Below are 18147 nucleotides of genomic sequence, written 5' to 3'. Positions count from 1 at the left end.
GACAGCGGGAGGCCTCGGCCCACCCGCCCGAGCGGCGTCTGCTCCACCAGAGCGGCCATGGCGGGCTGGGCCGAGGCCTCCCGCTGTCCCTGAGGGGTGTCGATGACGCCCGGCGAGACGGAACACACCCGGGCGCCGTACGGCCCGAGCCGCACCGCCTCCCGCCGTACGAACCGGTGCACCCCGTGCTTGGCCCACGCGTACGCGAGACCGGTGTTCTCCACGGCGGGCCCGAGGGCCTCGCGCAGCCGGTCGAGAACGTCGTCCCGGAGCGGATCGTCGAGGATCGCCGCTACGGCGGGATCGGCCTCCAGGTTGCCGAGGAGCGGGGCCATCGACGCGAAGCACACCAGCGCGGTCCCCTCGGTGGCGAGCGGGCGCAGTACCTCGGCCAGGCGTGCGGTGCCGACGAGGTCGACCTCGAAGATGCGCCGCCAGTCGGCCATGGTGGGCGAGATCCCGGCGGCGTGGGAGACGGCCCTGAGGGGGCCCAACTCGGCGACACGGGCGGCCAGTCGGGACAGTCCGGCCGGGTCGGTGATGTCGAGGACGAAGGGTTCGACCTCGATCTCCCCGTCCGCGGCGGCCAGTTCCTTCGCCGCGGCGGTCACGGCCGACCCGTCCCGGTCCACCAGCAGCAGCGTGTCCACCAGTTCGGTGAGCCGCCGCGCGCAGGCCAGTCCCATGCCGCGCCCCGCGCCGGTCGCGATGCCTACGCTCGTCATGCGTCCCCTCCTCCGTGCCCCCAGAACTTCTCCAGCCCCGGCCGCGCCACCCGGTCCACCAGTTCCACGAGCAGACCGCTCGGGCCGCGCAGGAAGGCGAAGGGCGCACCGCCGGAGCCGGACCGGCTCGCCTCGGTCACGAAGCCCTGCCGGGTGAGTTCGGCCGCGTCCGCGGCGACGTCGTCGGACCAGTAGCCGACGTGGTGCACACCCCCGCCTGCCACCGGTTCCCACAGTGTTCCCGGGATACGCCGGACGATCTCCAGTCGGGGCTGCGTCCGGGAGTAGGCGCAGCTGATGTCGAGAACGGCGTTTCCGGTCGGCAGCGTCAGCGGAACCGCCCCGCCGATCTCGGCGCACCACTCGTACCCGAACGCGGCCGAGAACTCGGCCAGTGTCCCCTCGAAGTCCTCGACGACAAGCCCGAGATGGAACTGGTCCTCCGCCCTCACGGCTCCCCCACCACCCCGGAAACGTCATGCTCACCCAGGCGGGGCGGCGGCCCGTAGTGCGGCTCGTACCCCTCGACCCGCACGGAACTGCGCACCAGCCGGAAGTCCCCGGCCGTCACCACGGCCTCCGGCGTCGCCGCCAGCGCCTGCGGCAACGTGCGTACGGCGGTGGCCGGCACCCCGAGCGGACGCAGCCGCGCCTCCCAGGCCGCGGCGGTATCGCGCGTCAGGGCATCCGTCACGGCGGCAAGCACCTCTTCCCGCCGCTCCGCGCGTTCGGCCATGGTGGGGAATCCCTGGACGCCGGCCTCGGCGGCGAAGGCCTTCCAGAAGCCGTCGTGGGTGATGAAGAGGGCCAAGTAGCCCTCGGCGGTGGGAAAGAGCTGGGCCGGAACGTAGTAGGAGTGCGCGCCGAGCGGCAGTCGGCGCGGCTCCACGCCCTCGTTGAGGTAGGCGGAGGCGCGGTAGTTGAGCTGAGAGAGCATCACATCCCTCAGCGACACCTCCACTTGGCCGCCGTGCCCGGAGACGATCTGGGCGAGAAGCCCCAACGCGGCTGTCAGGCCGGAGGAGTTGTCGGCCGAGGAGTAGCCGGGCAGAGTCGGTGGCGCGTCCGGGTCGCCGGTGAGGGCGGCGACTCCCGTGGCCGCCTGGACCACGTAGTCGAAGGCGGGCTCGTCGCCCGCCTCCAGGCCGTATCCGGTGAGCGCGACGCACACGATCCGGTCGTTCCACTTGCGCAGCACGTCGTACGTCAGGCCCAGCCGGTGGATCGCCGACGGTTTGAGGTTGACGAGCAACGCGTGGGCGTCGGCGACGAGTTCACCGAGCCGGGCCTGTCCTTCGTCGGTCGTGAGGTCGAGGCGGATGCTGCGTTTGCCGCGGTTGAGGCTGGCGAAGTAGGCGTCGCTCACCTGGCGGGAGATGTCCCCGCCGGGCGGTTCGATCTTGGTGACCTCGGCGCCGAGATCGGCGAGCATCATCGTGGCGTAGGGGCCGGCCAGCATGTGGCCGACCTCCAGGATGCGGATGCCGTCGAGCGGTCCGGTGATCATTGCAGGTCCGCTGCGAGGGCGGCGAGCATGTCGCGGGTGCGGTACTTGGAGGCGACCAGCTCGTCGCGGTTGTCGCCGATGGGCAGCAGCCGTACGGAGAGATCGGTGACCCCGGCGTCCGCGAACCGCTTGAAGCGGGCGGCAATGGCGTTCTCGTCACCCGCCGCGCAGAGGTCGCCGACGTCGCGGGCGTCGCCGTACTCAAGGACCCGTTGGTAGTTGGGCGAGATCTCGGCCTCGCCGAGGATGCGGTTGGCGCGCTCGCGGGCCTCGTCGACGCGGTCGGTGCTGCACAGGCAGACCGGGATGCCCGCGACGATCCGCGGTGCCGGGCGTCCGGCGCTCTCGGCGGCCTTGGTGATGCGGGGGACGACGTGTTCGGCGACGGCGCGTTCGTCGGCCATCCACAGCACGGTCCCGTCGGCCCGTTCCCCGGCGAGGCGCAGCATGACCGGGCCGAGGGCCGCGATCAGGACCGGCAGCGGGGAGACGGGGGCGAGGGTGAGCGGATTGTGGACGGTGAAAGTGTCGTTCTCGACATCGACCATGTCCGTTCCCCTGAACGCTGCGTCCAGGACGTCCAGGTAGTCGCGGGTGAAGGCGGCCGGTTTCTCGTACGGCAGTCCCAGCATGTCCCGGATGATCCAGTGGTGGGACGGTCCGAGGCCCAGGGCGAGCCGTCCGCCTGCCGCGGCCTGGGCCGAAATCGCCTGCCGGGCAAGGGCGATGGGGTGCTGGGTCTGCAACGGGACGACAGCGGTGCCGAGTTCGATGCGCTCGGTGCGCGCGCCCATCAGCGCGATGGCGGTGAGCGCGTCGAAGTCGGTCGGGATCTGCGGCACCCACACGGTGTCGAAGCCGGCCTTCTCGGCCCATGTCACGTCGTCGATCATGCGTGTGACCTTGCGGACTGAATCCCCGCGCTCGGGCCCGATCATCACTCCGATGCGCACGCTGCCTCCAGGTTTTCGGGTTGCTGCCGGGTCATGGCGAGGTGACTGAGGTCAGGGCGCGCATCTCCGTGACAAGGGCATCGAGGGGCGTGCCCGTGGGGAAGACCGCGGCGGCTCCGGCCGAAAGCAGTTTCGGTACGTCGGCGGGCGGGATGGTGCCGCCCACCACGACGGCGATGTCCTCGGCGCCCGTGGCGCGCAGCGCCTCGATCACGCGGGTGGTGAGAGCGAGATGTGCGCCGGAGAGAATGCTGAGACCGACGACGGCCACGTCCTCCTGGACGGCGACGGCCACGATGTCGTCGACGCGCTGCCGGATCCCGGTGAAGATCACCTCGAAGCCCGCGTCACGCAGTGTCCGCGCGACGATCTTGGCTCCGCGGTCGTGTCCGTCGAGCCCCGGTTTGGCGACCAGTACACGGGAGTTCATCAGAACACCACCGGCTGCTGAAACTCGCCCCAGACCGCCTTGAGCGCGGCCACCATCTCGCCGACTGTGCAGTAGGCGTTGGCGCAGTCGATCAGGATGGGCATGAGGTTCTCGGTACCTTCCGCGGCGCGGGTCAGTTCGGCGAGGCGTTGCCGTACGACGGCGGCGTCGCGGGTGGCCTTGACGTCGGCGAGCCGTTTCAGCTGGCGGTCGCGGCCTTCGGCGTCCAGTTCGTACGTGGCGAGGTCGGGCGGGGGTTCCTCGGAGACGAAGCGGTTGACGCCCACGACCGGCCGGGTGCCGGCCTCGACCTCGCGGTGCAACTGGTAGGCCTCGTCGGCGATGAGGGTCTGCAGATAGCCGTCCTCGATGGCGCGGACCATGCCGCCGTAGCGCTCCAGGTCGTCCATGATCTCGACGATGCGGGCCTCGGTGGCGTCGGTGAGCGCCTCGACGAAGTACGAGCCGCCGAGCGGGTCCGCGACCCTGGCAACGCCCGTCTCATGAGCGAGAATCTGCTGTGTGCGCAGCGCGAGCGTCGCCGACTCCTCGCTCGGCAGCGCGAACGGTTCGTCCCAGGCGGCAGTGAACATCGACTGCACCCCGCCGAGGACCGAGGCGAGTGCCTCGTAGGCCACGCGGACGGTGTTGTTCTGCGCCTGGGGTGCGTAGAGGGAGGCGCCTCCGGCGACGCACCCGAAGCGGAACATGGCCGCCTTGTCGCTGTCCGCCCCGTACCGCTCGCGCACGATGGTCGCCCAACGCCTGCGTCCGGCACGGTACTTGGCGATCTCCTCGAAGAAGTCACCGTGCGTGTAGAAGAAGAAGGAGACCTGCGGGGCGAACTGATCGATCGTCATACGGCCGCGGGCCAGCACCGTGTCGCAGTAGGTGACCCCGTCCGCGAGCGTGAACGCCATCTCCTGCACGGCGTTGGCGCCCGCGTCGCGGAAGTGCGAGCCGGCGACCGAGATGGCGTTGAAGCGCGGTACTTCGGCCGCGCAGAACTCGATGGTGTCGGCGATGAGCCGCAGCGACGGTTCGGCGGGCCAGATCCAAGTGCCCCTGGACGCGTACTCCTTGAGGATGTCGTTCTGGATCGTCCCGGTGAGTTTCGCCCGTGGTACGCCCGCCCGTTCGGCGGCGGCGACGTAGAAGGCGAGCAGGATCGCGGCCGTTCCGTTGATGGTGAAGCTGGTGCTGATCTTGTCGAGGGGGATGCCTTCGAAGAGGACCTCGGCGTCGGCGAGCGTGTCGACGGCGACGCCCACCCGGCCCACTTCCTCGGCCACTTCGGGGTCGTCGGAGTCGTAGCCGCACTGGGTGGGCAGGTCGAGCGCCACGGAGAGTCCGGTGCCGCCCTGTCGGAGGAGGTAGTGGTAGCGGAGGTTGGAGGATTCGGCGGTGCCGAAGCCGGAGTACTGGCGCAGCGTCCACAGCCGTCCCCGGTAGCCGGTGGCGTAATTGCCGCGCGTGAAGGGGAAGTTGCCCGGCGCGGGCGGCGGGGTGTCGACGTCGTCGGGGCCGTAGACCGGTTTGAGGGGCAGGCCGGACGCGGTCCGGACGAGGTCGTCGTCCTGGGGCGGTGTGGGAGGGGTCATCGCAGGAGGTCCTTCATCACTTTTCCGGTGGCGTTCAGCGGCAGTTCCGTGCGGAACTCCACGGCCCGGGGCACCTTGAACCCGGCCATGCGGAGCCGGCTCCACTCGATCAACTCGTCGGCGGTCAGCGGCTGTCGGAGGACGACGAAGGCCTTGCCGACCTGTCCCATCCGGCCGTCGGGGACGCCGATCACGGCGGCCTGGGCGACGGCCGGGTGTTCCATCAGGAAGCCCTCGATCTCGGCCGGGTAGGCGTTGAAGCCGCCGACGATGAACATGTCCTTCTTGCGTCCGACGATCCTCAGGTAGCCGCGCTCGTCGAGCGTGCCGAGGTCTCCGGTGTGCAGCCAACCGTCCTGGTCGATGGCTTCGGCGGTGGCGTCGGGGTCGTTGAAGTAGCCGCGCATCACGCTGTAGCCGCGGACCAACACCTCGCCGTCGTCGGCGACTTGGACCTCGACGCCGTCGCAGGGGGTGCCGACGGTGGTGGCGATGTCCTCGAAGGAGTCGCCGGGGCGGGTGGCGGTGGCGGTGCCCGCCTCGGTCAGGCCGTAGCCGGTCATGATCGAGGTGAAGGGCAGTTCGGTCATCACGCGGCGGATCAGTTCGACGGGGATGTCGGCGGCGCCGGTCACCGCGACGCGCAGTGAGGACAGGTCTCTTGTGCCGCGGTCGATGAGCAGTGAGTGGTAGAGCGTGGGCGGGCCGGGCAGGACCGTAACCTTCTCGCGCTCGACCAGGTCGAGGACCGTGTCCACGTCGAAGACGGGCACGGGCAGCATGGTCATGCCGCGGATGAGCGAGGCGACCATGCCCGCCTTGAAGCCGAAGATGTGGAAGAACGGGTTGACGATCAGATAGCGGTCGCCCTCCTTGACCCCGGCCAGATCGCACCACTCCGCGTACAGCCGGAGAGTCTGGGCGTGGGTCATCAGGACGCCCTTGGGCCGGCCGGTGGTGCCCGAGGTGAAGACGATGTCGCTGACCTGGTCGCCGGACACCTTCCGCTCGAAGGGTGAACCGCTGCCCAGGAAGCCGGACTTGAGGTCGATGACCGGCACCCCGGGCGGCGCCTTGAAGTCCAGGCCGAGGAAGCCCTCCTGGACGAGAACGGCCTTCGCACCGCTGCGGACGATGATGTCGTGCGCCTCGTCCGCCTTGAACCGTGTGTTGACGGGCACCACCACACCGCCCGCGGTCATGAGACCGAAGGCGGCGACGATCCACTCGGCGGAGTTGGGCGCCCAGATCGCGACCCGGTCGCCCTGCTCCACCCCGGCCGACGCGAACGCACCCGCAGCCACACGCACCCGCTCGACCAGCTCGGTGAACGTGAGGCGGAGCGGGCCGTCCACCACGGCTTCGGCGTCGCCGAAGCGGTCGGCCGCGCTCAGCACCATCTGCGGGATGCTCTCCCAGGTCATACGCCGATCAACCGGGCGAGGTTGCCGCCCATGATCTTGGCCTGGTCGGCCTCCTTCATGCCCTGGAGCGCGTCGATGTAGGAGACCGGGTCGGCCAGCCCCTCGGGGTGCGGGTAGTCGGACCCGAACAGGACGCGCTCGACTCCGACGACCTCGGAGAGGGCGGCCATGTCCTCCTCCCAGAACGGGCTGATGTGGATCCGCTTCCTGACCTCCTCGACCGGGTCGCCCAGGAAGCCCTTCGGCTGCTTCTTGTAGGTGCTGCCCAGCTGGTCGAGCAGCGGCAGCAGCCAGGAAGAGCCGTTCTCGATGACCGAGACCTTCAGTTCCGGGAAGCGGAACAGGGCTCCGTGGCAGACCCAGGACGCGACCGCGTCGGTGACCGGGCGCCACTCGGACATCATCCGGAAGACCTGCGCCTGGAACGGCGTCATCTCCTGGCTCTTGCCCTCCCAGTCGCTGGAGTAGCGCGAGTAGCCGCTGTCGGAGGAGTGCATGGCGACGAGCACGCCCGCCTCCTCGACCCGCTTCCAGAACGGGTCGAACTCCGGCAGTGCGAAGGAGCGCGATCCGCCGTATCCGGGGACCGGGGCGGGCCGGATCAGAATCGCCCGCGCTCCGCGCTCAAGGCACCACTCCAGCTCGGCGATCGCCTTGTCCAGGATCGGCAGGCTGATCACCGGGGTGGTGAAAATGCGGTTCTTGTAATTGAACTGCCAGGTCTCGTGCAGCCACTGGTTGAGGGCGTGCACGACGACATGGATCAACTCCGGGTCGTCCCGCATCCGTTCCTCGACCAAGCTGGCGAGGGTCGGGAACATCAGGGTCTGCTGGATGCCCAGGTCGTCCATGAGCGCCAGGCGCGGCCCGGGCTCGCGGAACGCGGGGATCGACCGCATCGGTTCGCCGAACAGCTCCCGGTGGGACTTGCCCTCCGGGTTCCCCTCGCGGAAGTAGTCCTCCCACGCGCCGGGCCGGGCGACGACCTCGAAGGTGGGGTTGGGGATGTAGTCGCTGATCTGACCGCGGATGGCGATCTTCGTACGGCCCTTCACCTGCACGTACTGGATGGCGCTCGCGTACTGCTTGGGCAGGTACCGGGTGAGCGCATCCTCCGTCTCGTACAGGTGGTTGTCCGCGTCGAACAGTGGATACGGCGGCACGCGCGATGGCATGAGATCCTCCTTCGCAGATTGCGAGAATCATATTCTCACTCTTGATGGGCGGCAATGTCCTTGCGGAGAACGAACTTCTGGACCTTGCCGCTGGCGGTCCGCGGGAAGTCCTCGACGACGTGCAGTTCCTCCGGCCACTTCTGCCGGGCCAGGCCCGCCGCGGCGAAGTGGGCGCGCAGGCCGTCGAGGGTGGGTTCGGGGTGGCCGGGCCGCAGCCGTACGACGGCTGCCGCGTGCTCTCCGAGGCGGGCGTCCGGGGCGGCCACGACCGCGGCCTCGGCGACGGCCGGCAGGGCGAGGAGAACCTCCTCCACCTCCAGCGCGCCGATGTTCTCGCCGCCGCGGATGATGATGTCCGCCTTGCGGTCGGTGATGGTCAGGTAGCCGTCCTCGTCGAACTCACCGATGTCGCCGGTGCGGTACCACCCGTCAGAGTCGAAGGCCCGCTCGGTGAGGACCGGGTCGGTGTAGCCGAGGCACAGGTCCGGGCCGCGGCTGAGGATCTCGCCGTCCTCGGCCAGCCGGATCTCCACTCCGGCCAGCGCCTCCCCGTCGGTGTGGAGCCGCTTGTCCTCGGGCGCGGTGTGGGCCGAGGCGGTGATCGAGGGGTGCTCGGTGCTGCCGTAGGCCCGGAAGACCGTGATGCCGAGGTCGGCGAGGCGCCTGGTCACCGCGTTCGGTACGGCCGCGCCGCCGAGGCCCGCGTATTTCATGCACGTGAGGTGGCCGGGCGTGAAGTCGGGGTGGTCGAGGAGGCTCGTCATGTAGTAGGCGGCGCCGCCCCCGACGGTGAGGCCGTCGCGGGCCATCAACTCCAGGGCGAGGCCCGGGTCCCAGGTGTCGGCGAGGTTCACCGGGCTGCCGTCGAGGACGGGGATCAGGAAGGCGTTCACCATGCCGATGAAGTGGCCGACGGGTGCGGAAGTCAGCTGGTCGCCCCGGTCGGGCGGGTAGCGGCCGGCCAGTTGGCGGGTCTCGAAGCCCAGGGTGCGGTGGCTGTGCACAACTCCCTTGGGGTCTCGCGTCGTTCCCGAGGTGAAGGCGATCAGCGCGGGTCCTGACGGGTCCGTCGGTACGACGCCGACGAGAGGTTCGTCGGCGAGCAGCTCGTCGAAGTCCCGCCCCACGACGCCCACCACGGGGATCTTCGCGCTCAGCTCGGGGTCGTAGTGGAGATGCCCGAACCGTTCGGCGGTGACGAAGACCTTGGGCTGGACGGTGTCCAGGATGTAGCCGACTTCCTTGCGGCCGTAGAAGTGGACGATCGGGACCACGACCGCGCCGAGGAAGGCCGATGCCCAGAAGACCGCCGCCGCCTCCATCCAGTTGGGCAGTTGGAGGGCCACCACGTCACCGGGGCCGATGCCCCGCTCGCGCAGTCCCGCAGCCAGTCGGCGGGCGGTCGACTCGACCTCGCCGAACGTCCCTTCCCAGGGGCGCACCGCCGAGTGCACACGGAACACGGCCCCCGGGGCGGCCGTCAGTCCCCGCGTCAGCAGGTCACCGATCGTCTCACTGGTCCACCAGCCCTCCGCCTCATAGCGGTTGACGAGTTCAGCGGGGATCGTTCGCACGACAGGAACTTCCTCTCGTCATTGAGAATTGCACTCTCTCAGAGCGAGAAGGTAAATTCCATACATGGGACGAGACCACGGGTTCCACCCGGCGCGGATCACACGGATCATCCAGGAGACGCCCGACACACGGACGTACGTACTCGACGCGCCCTTCCCCTACCGGGCGGGCCAGTTCGTGACGATCAAGGCCTGTGGCACGCTGCGCAGTTACTCCATGTCCAGTTCGCCGGAGACGGACACCGAGTTGATGACGACGGTGAAGCGGGTTCCGGGGGGTCTGGTGTCCAACTGGATGCACGACCATCTCGCACCCGGCGATGTCGTCGAAACCACGCTGCCGGCAGGGGTGTTCTGTCTGCGGGAGGGCGACGAGGCGGGCGGCGCGCGGGAGTTGGCCGCACCGGTCGTGGCGTTCTGCGGGGGCAGCGGGATCACGCCGGTCCTGTCGCTCGCCAAGTCGGCGCTGGCCGGCACCGGGCGCCCGGTGCGGGTGCTGGCCGCCGACCGAGACGCCGACTCCGTCATCTTCGCCGCCGCGCTGGGCGAGTTGACCGCGCGGTACCCGGACCGGTTCGAGGTCCGGCACCACCTCGACGACCGGCAGGGGTTCGTCACCGCGGACCAGGTACGGGAGTTCGCGGGCGACGACCCGAACGCGGATTTCTACCTCTGCGGGCCCGCGCCCTTCATGGAGCTGGTGGAGAACGCGCTTCTCGCCCACGGAGTCGCCCCGGAGCGGATCTTCGTCGAGCGGTTCGCGCAGACCGCCGCCGAGGGCCCGCTCCAGGAGAACCCCGGGCAGGAACCCGAGGAGCCCACCGGACAGGACGGCACCCTCACGCTCGTGCTCTCCGGCAAGCGGCACACGCTCGCGCAGCGCTCCGGCGAGACGTTTCTGGAGAGCGCGCGTCGGGCCGGTCTGGCTCCGCCGTTCTCCTGCGAGGCGGGCAACTGCGCCACCTGCATCGCCCACGTCACCGCGGGCGAGGCCAAGATGCGCGTCAACAACGCGCTCGACGAGGACGAGATCGCCGAGGGCTGGGTCCTGACCTGCCAGGGCGAGCCGGCCACACCGCACGTCACTGTCGAATACGAGGACTGAGGCCATGGACGTGGATCTCGAACTCGACGAGGGCCTGGCGGTCGTCACCATCGACCGGCCGCACGCCCGCAACGCCATCGCCCCGACCACGATGGACGAACTGGACAAGGCGCTCGACGCGGCCGCGGGCGCCAAGGCCCTGGTCGTCACGGGCGCCGGCGACCGGGCGTTCGTCTCCGGCGGGGACCTGAAACAGCTGAGCGCGATCCGGACCGAGGAGGACGCGATGGCCATGGCCCTGCGGATGAGGGGGATCTGCGATCGCATCGCGGCCTTCCCCGGACCGGTGATCGCCGCGTTGAACGGGCACGCGTTCGGCGGCGGCGCCGAGGTCGCGGTGGCCGCCGACATCCGAGTCGCCGCCGACGACATCAGGATCGGCTTCAACCAGGTGGCCCTGGCCATCATGCCCGCGTGGGGCGGTGCCGAACGCCTGGCCCAACTCGTCGGCAAGGGACGGGCGTTGATGCTCGCCGGCGCCGGGACGGTCCTCGACGCGGCCGAGGCCCAACGCGTGGGACTGCTCGAACTGGTGCTGCCGCGCGCCGAGTTCGCCGAGGGTTGGCGCACCCTCGCCAGATCCCTCGCGACCAATCCGGCGCGGGAGATCAAACGCGTGATGAGCGGAGCCGTCCCGGAGGAGGAGGCGGCCCGCGCCTTCGCCCGCCTCTGGGTGTCCGACGAGCACTGGCAGGCAGCGGAGAGGGTGATGTCCCGTGGGTGACACACGAGTTGGGGCGACCGGAGCGGCCACCGACCTGGCCGACGTAAGGGCGGACACGGACCGTGCGGCGGCCGGTGACGGGCGGGTGCGGGTCGAGTCGAGCCCGGTGGGGCCGATCGTACGGCCGCCGGACGCGAGCGATCTCGTCGTCCTGTATCTGCACGGGGACCGGCAGTTGTCGGGTTCGCCGGAGCCGGCGGTGGACCTGGCCGAGCGACTCGCCCTGCGGACAGGGGCAGTTGTGGTGTGCCCGCGGTACCGGTCGTCGTTCCCGGGGGCGCTGGACGACGTGCACGCCGTATACAGCTCGTGTCAGGCCCGTGGGCCGGTCGCGCTGGCCGGTGAGCGGTTGGGGGCCGGCCTCGCGGCCTCCTTGCTGGTGCGGCTGCGGGACATGGGGGCGCCGGAGCCGGAGTGTGCGGTGCTGATGTCGGCGCTGCTCGATCTGACGTTGGACGCGCCGAGTCTGCTGTTCAACGCGGCCGCCGATCCGGGCTTCGACATCGACGAACTCCGGCTGCACGCGGCCCGGTTCGCGGGCGGCGCCGACCGGACCAACCCGCTGCTGAGCCCGCTGCACGCCAACCTGCACGGGCTGCCGCCGATCCAGCTCCTGGTCGCCGGTACCGATCCGCTGCTGGACGACTCCCTGTCGTTCGCGGCCCGCGCGGCCCACTCCGGCGTCACGGTGGACCTGCGGGTACGGCCGGACGCGGTGAGTCTGCATCCCGAGAGCGTGACGGCGATGGCCGATTTCATACAGGCGCGGGCCCGAGCAGCACGCCCATGACATCGCGGATGATCTCGGGGTAGTCGGTCTGCTCCTCGTCGAGCATCCACTGCTGCTGGACCCCTTCGAGCATCGCCACCACGGCGGTGGCGGCGGCTCGGGGGGTCAGGCCGCTGGGCACGCGATCACCGTAGAGCGCGGTGAGGTGCTCGACGGTGTGGTCCTGGATCGACCGGTAGTAGTCGTGGCAGAACCGCTGTGCCTCGTCGCTGCCGGTGACGCCCTCGGCCACGAGAACGCTGTGTATCTGGGCGAGACCGGGATTCTTGTGGTCGTAGGTGATGACCTCGGCGAGCAGCCCGGGCAGATCCTTGCCGGTGTCCGTGTGCAGGGCGGCCAGGTGCTCGCGGGCGAGGTCCTCGCGGAGCTGGACGAGGGCGAGGAGAAGCCGCTTCTTGCTGGGGAAGTAGTGCAGTACGCCCTGTCGGGTCAGGCCGGCGCGCTCGGCCACGGCGTCGATGGATGCCTTCTTGTAGCCCCGCTCGGCGAACACCCCCAGCGCGGCGACAAGAATCTCCTCGTGTCGGGCCGTCGTCATTGAGCACCCCTTCCACCACGGCAACACCCAGGTGACATTACGGTTGCCGTCGCGATCGGGCGACCCTTCCGGCCATGGCATTGCCCTTCCGGGGTCAGGCTTCGTTCGTTCTCACGCGCCCCGGGACGGCGGCTCGAAGCCTGCGGTGATCACGGCGTTCGTGTCGGCCGCGGCCTGCCGCAGGGGCTTCGCCCGCTCGTACGCCTCCGACTCGTACCACGCACGCGCCGCTTCGACGCTCTCACATTCGAGAACGACGGTCCGGTCGCCGTGCCACTCGCCTTCGAGGAGCTGCGGACTGCCGTCGACCGCGAGGACGGACGCGCCGCCCTGGGCCATCGACGCACCGGCATCCGGTTCTCCTCAGCTCACTGTGATCGCCCGCTCGGGGCAGCTGCCGATGGCGGTGCGGACCTGTTCCTCGTACTCGGCGGGGACCTCGGGGGTCAGCACCTCGGCGTACCCGTCGTCGGTCAGGTCGAACACCTCGGGGCAGATCGACCAGCAGATCCCGTGACCCCGGCAACGGTCCGTGTCGACGACGGCTTTCATCGGGCCGGCTCCTCGGACTCCTCGACGAGCGTGAACTCCAGGTTGAGATGGGTGAGTCCGCGCAGGATGTACGTCGGCAGGTAACGGAAGTTCCGCGCGTCGGCAGGGCCGTGCACGCTCTCCGAGATCCTGATGTCCGTCGTACGGTCGAGCATGCGCTCGATGCCCACCCGGGCCTCGGCGCGGGCCAGCGGGGCGCCCGGGCAGGTGTGGGGGCCGCGGCCGAAGGCGAGGTGGTGACGGGCGTTGGCGCGGGCCGGGTCGAAGGTCTCCGGGTCCTCGAAGTGGCGCGGGTCGCGGTTCGCGGCGCCGTTGACGACCATGAGGGTGGTGCCGGCGGGGATGTCGACGCCGCCGACCGAGGACGGGACGCGGGACAGCCGGAAGTCGCCCTTGATGGGGCTCTCGGTGCGCAGCGTCTCCTCGATGAAGTTCGGGATGCGGTCGCGCTCGGTGCGCAACAGCCGCTGCAGATCGGGGTCTTCGGCGATCAGCTTGAGCGCGTTGCTCAGCAGCCGGACGGTGGTCTCCTGACCGGCCGCGAAGAGGTTGGTGGCGACACGGGCCACGTCGGCGACGTCGGGGGGCGAGCCGTCGGCGAACTTCGCGGTGGCGAGACCCGTGATCACGTCCTCGCGGGGTTCGCGGCGGCGCTCCTCGACATAGGCCGAGAACTGCCCGTACAGGTACTCCAGGGGCGAGTGCGCCACCTCGCCGTCCGTGCTCCCGATGCCGCCCCGCGGCTGGTGCTCAAGACCCTCCACGAACGTGTTGCGGTCCTCGTCGGGCACACCGAGCAGATCGGCGATGACCCTCAGGGTGAAGGGACCGGCGAACCCGCTGATGAAGTCGCCCTCGCCGGCGGCGAGATACGCGTCCAGCTGGGCGTCGGCGAGGTGCCACATCGACGCCTCGTTCTCCTTGAGGCGGCGCGGGGTGATCAGCCGCATCAACAGTCCGCGGTGGTCCGTGTGCATGGGCGCGTCGAGCGTCGGCAGCTGGTCGCTCATCGGGAGCTGGTCGCGGTACCGCTCGATCAGCGCGCTCACGTCGTCGCCGACGAGCGGGACCGGGAACCCGGGGAAGGGGCCCGTCACCGAGATGCAGGACGAGAAGGTGTCGGAGTCGTTGAGGACCTGTATCGCCTCGTCGTACCCGGTCACCATCGTCACGTCGTGGTGGCTCTCGCGTTGCACCGGGCACTTCCCGCGCAGGGCCGCCAAGTAGGGATAGGGGTCCGCGACGACCTCGTCGTCCTGGAAGAAGTCGATCGCCTCGAAGTCCTTCACGGTGTGCACGGTTCCCTTCCGTCACCAGTCTGACGACGAGCGACGATATCAATGTTCTCCGGTGGCGAGAAGGTCGTTTTCCCTTTCATGGAGAGGGAGTTGTGGGTGCCGTCAGACGTCCCTGGCCCATGTGGTCGAGGGCCGCGTCGGCCGCCGTCAGCACGGTGCCCGTCGCGGCGCCCGCCGCGTCGGCGAGGTCGGCCAGCAGCCTCACGTCCTTACGGAGCAGCGGTCCGGCGCGCTCAGCGAGACGGTCGAGCGTCCCGCCGGCGGCCTTCACGCGGTCGAGCGCGAAGCTCGATCCGCTGCCGTGCAGGACGACTTCGGCCAGGGCACCTCGGTCGATGCCGAACTCCGGTGCCAGGGCCAGTGTGTCGGCCGCGGTCGCCAAGTTGGCGGTGAACAAAAGGTTGTTGAGGAGTTTGGCGATCTGTCCGGAGCCGAGCGTGCCCATGTGGACGACCGGATCGCCGAACGTCTCGAACACCTTGCGGCAGTAGGCGACCGTGCCGGACTCGCCGCCGGCCATCACCAGCAGCCGGCCCTCGGCCGCCGCCTTTCCGCCACCGCTGAAGGGTGCGTCGACCACGGAGACGCCGTGCACCTTGGCGCGCTCGGCGAGCCGTCGGCACGTGTCGGGGTGGACCGTGCTGTGTACGGCGATCACCCCGCCCCGGCGCAGTCCTCTCAGCACGCCTTGTTCGCCCGTGACGACCTGTTCGACGTCGGCGTCGTCGACGACACAGACGCACACCAGGTCGCTGGCGGCAGCCAGTTCGACGGGGGACGTGGCCCGCTGCGCCGCCGTGTCCGCGAACGCGGCGAGCGTTGCCGGGCGGCGCGCCCAGAGTGTCGTGGCGAAGCCCGCCTCGACGATCCGGCGCGCCATGGGAGCGCCCTGGCTGCCCAGCCCGATGAATCCGACGCGCATCAGCGGGCCTCCTGCTCGACCGAATCGGGGGTGTTCTCGGACTCCGGCTCCGCGCCGGGCCTCTGAGGCTCGGCGTCCGCTGTGGACTCGGCGTCGGACTCGGCGTCGGCATCGGCTTCGGGCTCCGCGTCAGCCTTCGGCTCCGGTCGCCAGAACGTGCCCAGCAGTCCCCCGGTCGCCACGACAGCCGCGCCCAGCCCGATGCCGCCGCCGGTCCAGCCGGTCAGGTCGATGCCGGCCGCGTGGTCGAGGGACCAGCGGCCGGGGCCCAGTACCGCGAGGGCCAGGGCGACGACGGCGAGCGTGAGGACGTACTCGTAGCCGTCCTTGAAGACGAAGAACCCGTTGGGCCGGTGGGCGAGCAGCCCCGCCACCAGCATCACGGAGATCACGGCGGCGCAGGCCAGCGGGGTGAGCAGGCCGAGGACGAGCAGGATGCCCGCGCCGACCTCGGTGAGCACGCTCATCCACGCCTGCAACACGCCCTGTCTCAGGCCGAGTCCGGTGAACCAGCGTGCGGTGCCCTCGATGCGGCCGCCGCCGCGCCAGTGGTTGAGCCCGTGCATGATCATGATCAGCCCTACGGTCACGCGTACGAGCAGCAGTACCGCGACGTCGGCGTCACTCATCCGGCCCTCCTCGGCAGACGGTCGACCCCGTCGTTGTCGTATCCGCCGTTCTCGTATCCGAGAACGCACTCCTCGACGAACGAGAGGATCTTCAGGTGGTATCCGGTCGCGGTGTGCCCGATGCTCAAGTTGTGGCCGCTGTCGGCCTGTTCGTCGGTGACGACCCGCGGGGAGTCGGTGAACAGGCTCGCGATGTCGGCCATGGCCTCGGGCCCGGGGCTCCACACGCGTTCGTGGTCACCGAGCGTGTAGTGGACGGGAATCCGTACCCGGGCAGCGGCTTCGGCGAACTCCCGTGGCCAGCGGCGGGCGACGGTCGCCTCGTACGGCGGCCCGGGTGACTGGATCCGGGGCGCGCCGATGACCTCGTCCGGGTACAGGCGCGACGGCTCCCACAGCAGGTCGCGCAGGCCGGGTCCGGACCGTCTCGGTACGGCCGGGTCGCGCCGCCTGAAGTCGAGGATGTCGACGGCGCCGGGCGCGTGGTGGCGTCCGGTACCGGCGATCTCCAGGCCGAGAAGGTCGTTCCGGCGTTCGTCGCCGGCCATGTGCACGCCCAGAGCGCAGCCGATCGAGTGCGCCCAGAGGAACAGTCCCGCTCCGCGTGGACGCGAGGCGAGCAGCCGGTCCACCGCTCCGTAGGCAAGGTCGACGCGTCGTGCGGGGGACGTCATGGTCTCGCTGTGCGGAGCCGAACTGCCGTATCCGGGACGGTCGATGGCGACTACGGTGAAGTCGAGAGCCGCCGCGGTGCGCAGGAGGGACAGCCGGGGCTGGTCCGGGTAGTCGAAGTAGCCCGACGTCACCGCTCCCCCGTGCAGGGCGACGACGACCGCGCGCGGGTTGCGGACCTCGCACAGCAGCCCGGACATGGGGATGCCGTCGATGTCGACGACGCGCGAAACGACCTCCCTGGTACGGGAGTTCATCCGTCCGCCCGGAAGAGGATGACGCCGCTCGGGGTGAGTCCGCCGCTGCTCGCCACCGCGACCCGCGCGTCCGGTATCTGGCGTGGTCCGGCCGTGCCGCGCAGTTGGGTGATCGCCTCGTGGACGAGTCCCATGCCGTGGGTGCGGCCGTGGGAGAGCTGTCCGCCGTGGGTGTTCAGGGGCAGTACGCCGTCCCGTGCGATGTTCTTGCCTCCGTCCAGGAAGTCCTTGGCCTCGCCGATGCCGCAGAACCCCAACCCCTCCAGCCAGGAGAGACAGTTGAAGGTGAAGCCGTCGTACAGCTCGGCCACGTCGACGTCTTGGGGGCGCAGCGCGGTCCGTGACCACAGGTGGGCGGACTGGCCGAGGACTTGGGGTTCGTGGGTGAGCGTGCTCTGGTCCCATTCGAGCCGTTCCAGGATCTGGGTGCCGACTGCCTCGACGAATATGGGTGGTTGGGCGAGGTCCCTGGCCGCGTCCACCGCCGACACGATCACGGCGACCGCTCCGTCGCAGGGGACGTCACAGTCGTAGAGGCCGAACGGGGTGGTGATCGGGCGGGCGCCCAGGTAGTCGTCCATCGTCATCGGGTCGCGGTAGATCGCGGTGGGGTTGAGTGCCGCGTTGGCCCGCTGGTTGAGGGCGATCCAACCGAGGGTTTCGCGGGTGGTGCCGTAGCGGTGGAAGTGGCGTTGGGCGTTCTGCGCGAGGGTGTGGGCGGCCGAGATGGCTCCGAACGGCTTCATCCAGCCGTCCAGTTGGCGCGGCGGGGCCTGGGCGATCCGGCCGCGGCGCACGAGGTCGCCGTACGACGCCTCCCAGACCGTGCGGAAGCACAGCACATGGCGGGCCAGGCCGCCGGCGACGGCGAGCATCGCGGAGATGAGTGAGCCGCAGGGGCCGAAGGTCTCGCTGCCGCCGTTGTACCAGGTCGGTTCCAGGCCGAGTGCGGACTCCAGGGCGGTCACGCCTCCTTCGCCGAAGCCGCCGTATGCGGCACCGGCGCCCGGGTAGGTGGCGAGCCCGTCGATGTCGTCGACGGTGAGGCCGGCGTCGGCGATGGCGCGTTCGCAGGCCTGGACGGTCAGGGACACCGGTGGGACCAGGAGTCGGCGGCCGATCTCGGACATGCCGAGGCCGGTGACCGCGACCTTGTCCTCGAACTTCTCCGTGGTCACCATCGGCCGTACGCGGCGGGCGAGTTGATGGGTCTCGACCTCGGCGAGCGGCAGGGGGTCGGTGGCCGGGTGGTCGCGGTCACCGGCCTCGGC

Annotated in this window: 20 protein-coding genes; 3 read left to right on the top strand and 17 right to left on the bottom strand. The window is 70.1% G+C overall.

The features are described from left to right. The 9 genes from AC31A1_RS26790 to AC31A1_RS26750 form a co-directional block, all read right to left on the bottom strand. Window positions 1–725: SDR family oxidoreductase (locus tag AC31A1_RS26790; RefSeq protein ID WP_489655782.1), on the bottom strand; the 725-nt coding region annotated here is incomplete at its 3' end. After that, window positions 722–1177, bottom strand: a complete 456-nt coding sequence (locus tag AC31A1_RS26785) for a VOC family protein (protein WP_489655781.1) — start codon at window positions 1175–1177, stop codon at window positions 722–724. The genes AC31A1_RS26785 and AC31A1_RS26790, both read right to left, overlap by 4 nt. After that, complete coding sequence (locus tag AC31A1_RS26780) at window positions 1174–2232, bottom strand: CaiB/BaiF CoA transferase family protein (RefSeq protein WP_489655780.1); 1059 nt, start codon at window positions 2230–2232, stop codon at window positions 1174–1176. The genes AC31A1_RS26785 and AC31A1_RS26780 overlap by 4 nt, the downstream gene beginning before the upstream one ends. Next, window positions 2229–3170, bottom strand: a complete 942-nt coding sequence (locus AC31A1_RS26775; RefSeq protein ID WP_489655783.1) for an LLM class F420-dependent oxidoreductase — start codon at window positions 3168–3170, stop codon at window positions 2229–2231. Before AC31A1_RS26775 ends, AC31A1_RS26780 begins: the two co-directional genes overlap by 4 nt. 46 nt (window positions 3171–3216) lie before the next feature. Continuing rightward, window positions 3217–3615 carry a cobalamin B12-binding domain-containing protein gene (locus tag AC31A1_RS26770; RefSeq protein ID WP_200711216.1) on the bottom strand — a complete coding sequence of 133 codons (399 nt, stop codon included), beginning with the start codon at window positions 3613–3615 and terminating at the stop codon, window positions 3217–3219. Continuing rightward, window positions 3615–5216 (bottom strand): methylmalonyl-CoA mutase family protein, encoded by a 1602-nt coding sequence (locus AC31A1_RS26765; RefSeq protein ID WP_489655779.1) that lies wholly within the window; start codon window positions 5214–5216, stop codon window positions 3615–3617. Before AC31A1_RS26765 ends, AC31A1_RS26770 begins: the two co-directional genes overlap by 1 nt. Continuing rightward, window positions 5213–6640 carry a FadD3 family acyl-CoA ligase gene (locus tag AC31A1_RS26760; protein ID WP_489655778.1) on the bottom strand — a complete coding sequence of 476 codons (1428 nt, stop codon included), beginning with the start codon at window positions 6638–6640 and terminating at the stop codon, window positions 5213–5215. The genes AC31A1_RS26765 and AC31A1_RS26760 overlap by 4 nt, the downstream gene beginning before the upstream one ends. Continuing rightward, window positions 6637–7815: an amidohydrolase family protein gene (locus AC31A1_RS26755; RefSeq protein ID WP_033282959.1), complete on the bottom strand. Its 1179-nt coding sequence runs from the start codon at window positions 7813–7815 to the stop codon at window positions 6637–6639. Before AC31A1_RS26755 ends, AC31A1_RS26760 begins: the two co-directional genes overlap by 4 nt. A gap of 35 nt (window positions 7816–7850) precedes the next feature. Then, window positions 7851–9389: an AMP-binding protein gene (locus AC31A1_RS26750; protein ID WP_489655777.1), complete on the bottom strand. Its 1539-nt coding sequence runs from the start codon at window positions 9387–9389 to the stop codon at window positions 7851–7853. A gap of 64 nt (window positions 9390–9453) precedes the next feature. Here AC31A1_RS26750 and AC31A1_RS26745 point away from each other — a divergent pair, with 64 nt between their 5' ends. From AC31A1_RS26745 to AC31A1_RS26735, 3 genes are read left to right on the top strand one after another with little or no spacing between them, the layout of a single operon-like run. Next, entirely contained in the window at window positions 9454–10494 is a 1041-nt protein-coding gene (locus tag AC31A1_RS26745; RefSeq protein WP_489655776.1) for a 2Fe-2S iron-sulfur cluster-binding protein, read from the top strand. Window positions 10495–10498: 4 nt separating this feature from the next. Continuing rightward, window positions 10499–11218, top strand: coding sequence for an enoyl-CoA hydratase/isomerase family protein (locus AC31A1_RS26740; protein ID WP_405945763.1), 720 nt, complete (start codon window positions 10499–10501; stop codon window positions 11216–11218). Continuing rightward, a complete protein-coding gene (locus AC31A1_RS26735) occupies window positions 11211–12008 on the top strand; it encodes an alpha/beta hydrolase fold domain-containing protein (RefSeq protein ID WP_489655775.1) in 798 nt (265 codons plus the stop codon). The genes AC31A1_RS26740 and AC31A1_RS26735 overlap by 8 nt, the downstream gene beginning before the upstream one ends. Here the strand turns inward: AC31A1_RS26735 and AC31A1_RS26730 are convergent. The 8 genes from AC31A1_RS26730 to AC31A1_RS26695 all read right to left on the bottom strand — a co-directional run. Further along, window positions 11974–12546 carry a TetR/AcrR family transcriptional regulator gene (locus AC31A1_RS26730; RefSeq protein ID WP_489655774.1) on the bottom strand — a complete coding sequence of 191 codons (573 nt, stop codon included), beginning with the start codon at window positions 12544–12546 and terminating at the stop codon, window positions 11974–11976. The genes AC31A1_RS26735 and AC31A1_RS26730 overlap by 35 nt on opposite strands. Before the next feature lie 111 nt (window positions 12547–12657). Next, entirely contained in the window at window positions 12658–12885 is a 228-nt protein-coding gene (locus AC31A1_RS26725; protein ID WP_489655773.1) for a DUF1330 domain-containing protein, read from the bottom strand. Between the two features lie 24 nt (window positions 12886–12909). Beyond that, on the bottom strand, window positions 12910–13098 hold the full coding sequence (locus AC31A1_RS26720) for a ferredoxin (RefSeq protein WP_405836079.1): 189 nt from the start codon (window positions 13096–13098) through the stop codon (window positions 12910–12912). Next, on the bottom strand, window positions 13095–14396 hold the full coding sequence (locus tag AC31A1_RS26715) for a cytochrome P450 (protein WP_489655772.1): 1302 nt from the start codon (window positions 14394–14396) through the stop codon (window positions 13095–13097). The genes AC31A1_RS26720 and AC31A1_RS26715 overlap by 4 nt, the downstream gene beginning before the upstream one ends. Before the next feature lie 76 nt (window positions 14397–14472). Further along, entirely contained in the window at window positions 14473–15318 is an 846-nt protein-coding gene (locus AC31A1_RS26710) for an NAD(P)-dependent oxidoreductase (protein ID WP_489655771.1), read from the bottom strand. After that, complete coding sequence (locus AC31A1_RS26705) at window positions 15318–15947, bottom strand: DoxX family protein (RefSeq protein ID WP_489655770.1); 630 nt, start codon at window positions 15945–15947, stop codon at window positions 15318–15320. The genes AC31A1_RS26710 and AC31A1_RS26705 overlap by 1 nt, the downstream gene beginning before the upstream one ends. Further along, the gene (locus AC31A1_RS26700) at window positions 15944–16876 is read right to left on the bottom strand and encodes an alpha/beta fold hydrolase (protein WP_489655769.1); all 933 of its coding nucleotides are present in this window, start codon (window positions 16874–16876) and stop codon (window positions 15944–15946) included. The genes AC31A1_RS26705 and AC31A1_RS26700 overlap by 4 nt, the downstream gene beginning before the upstream one ends. Beyond that, window positions 16873–18147, bottom strand: a 1275-nt coding sequence (locus tag AC31A1_RS26695; protein WP_489655768.1) for a thiolase family protein, incomplete at its 5' end; no start/stop codon positions are given. The genes AC31A1_RS26700 and AC31A1_RS26695, both read right to left, overlap by 4 nt.

The sequence above is a fragment of the Streptomyces sp. P5F9 genome (genome assembly GCF_057961495.1).
The sequence above is the reverse complement of the archived record's forward strand: the minus strand, read 5'-3'. Positions and strand labels throughout refer to the sequence as shown.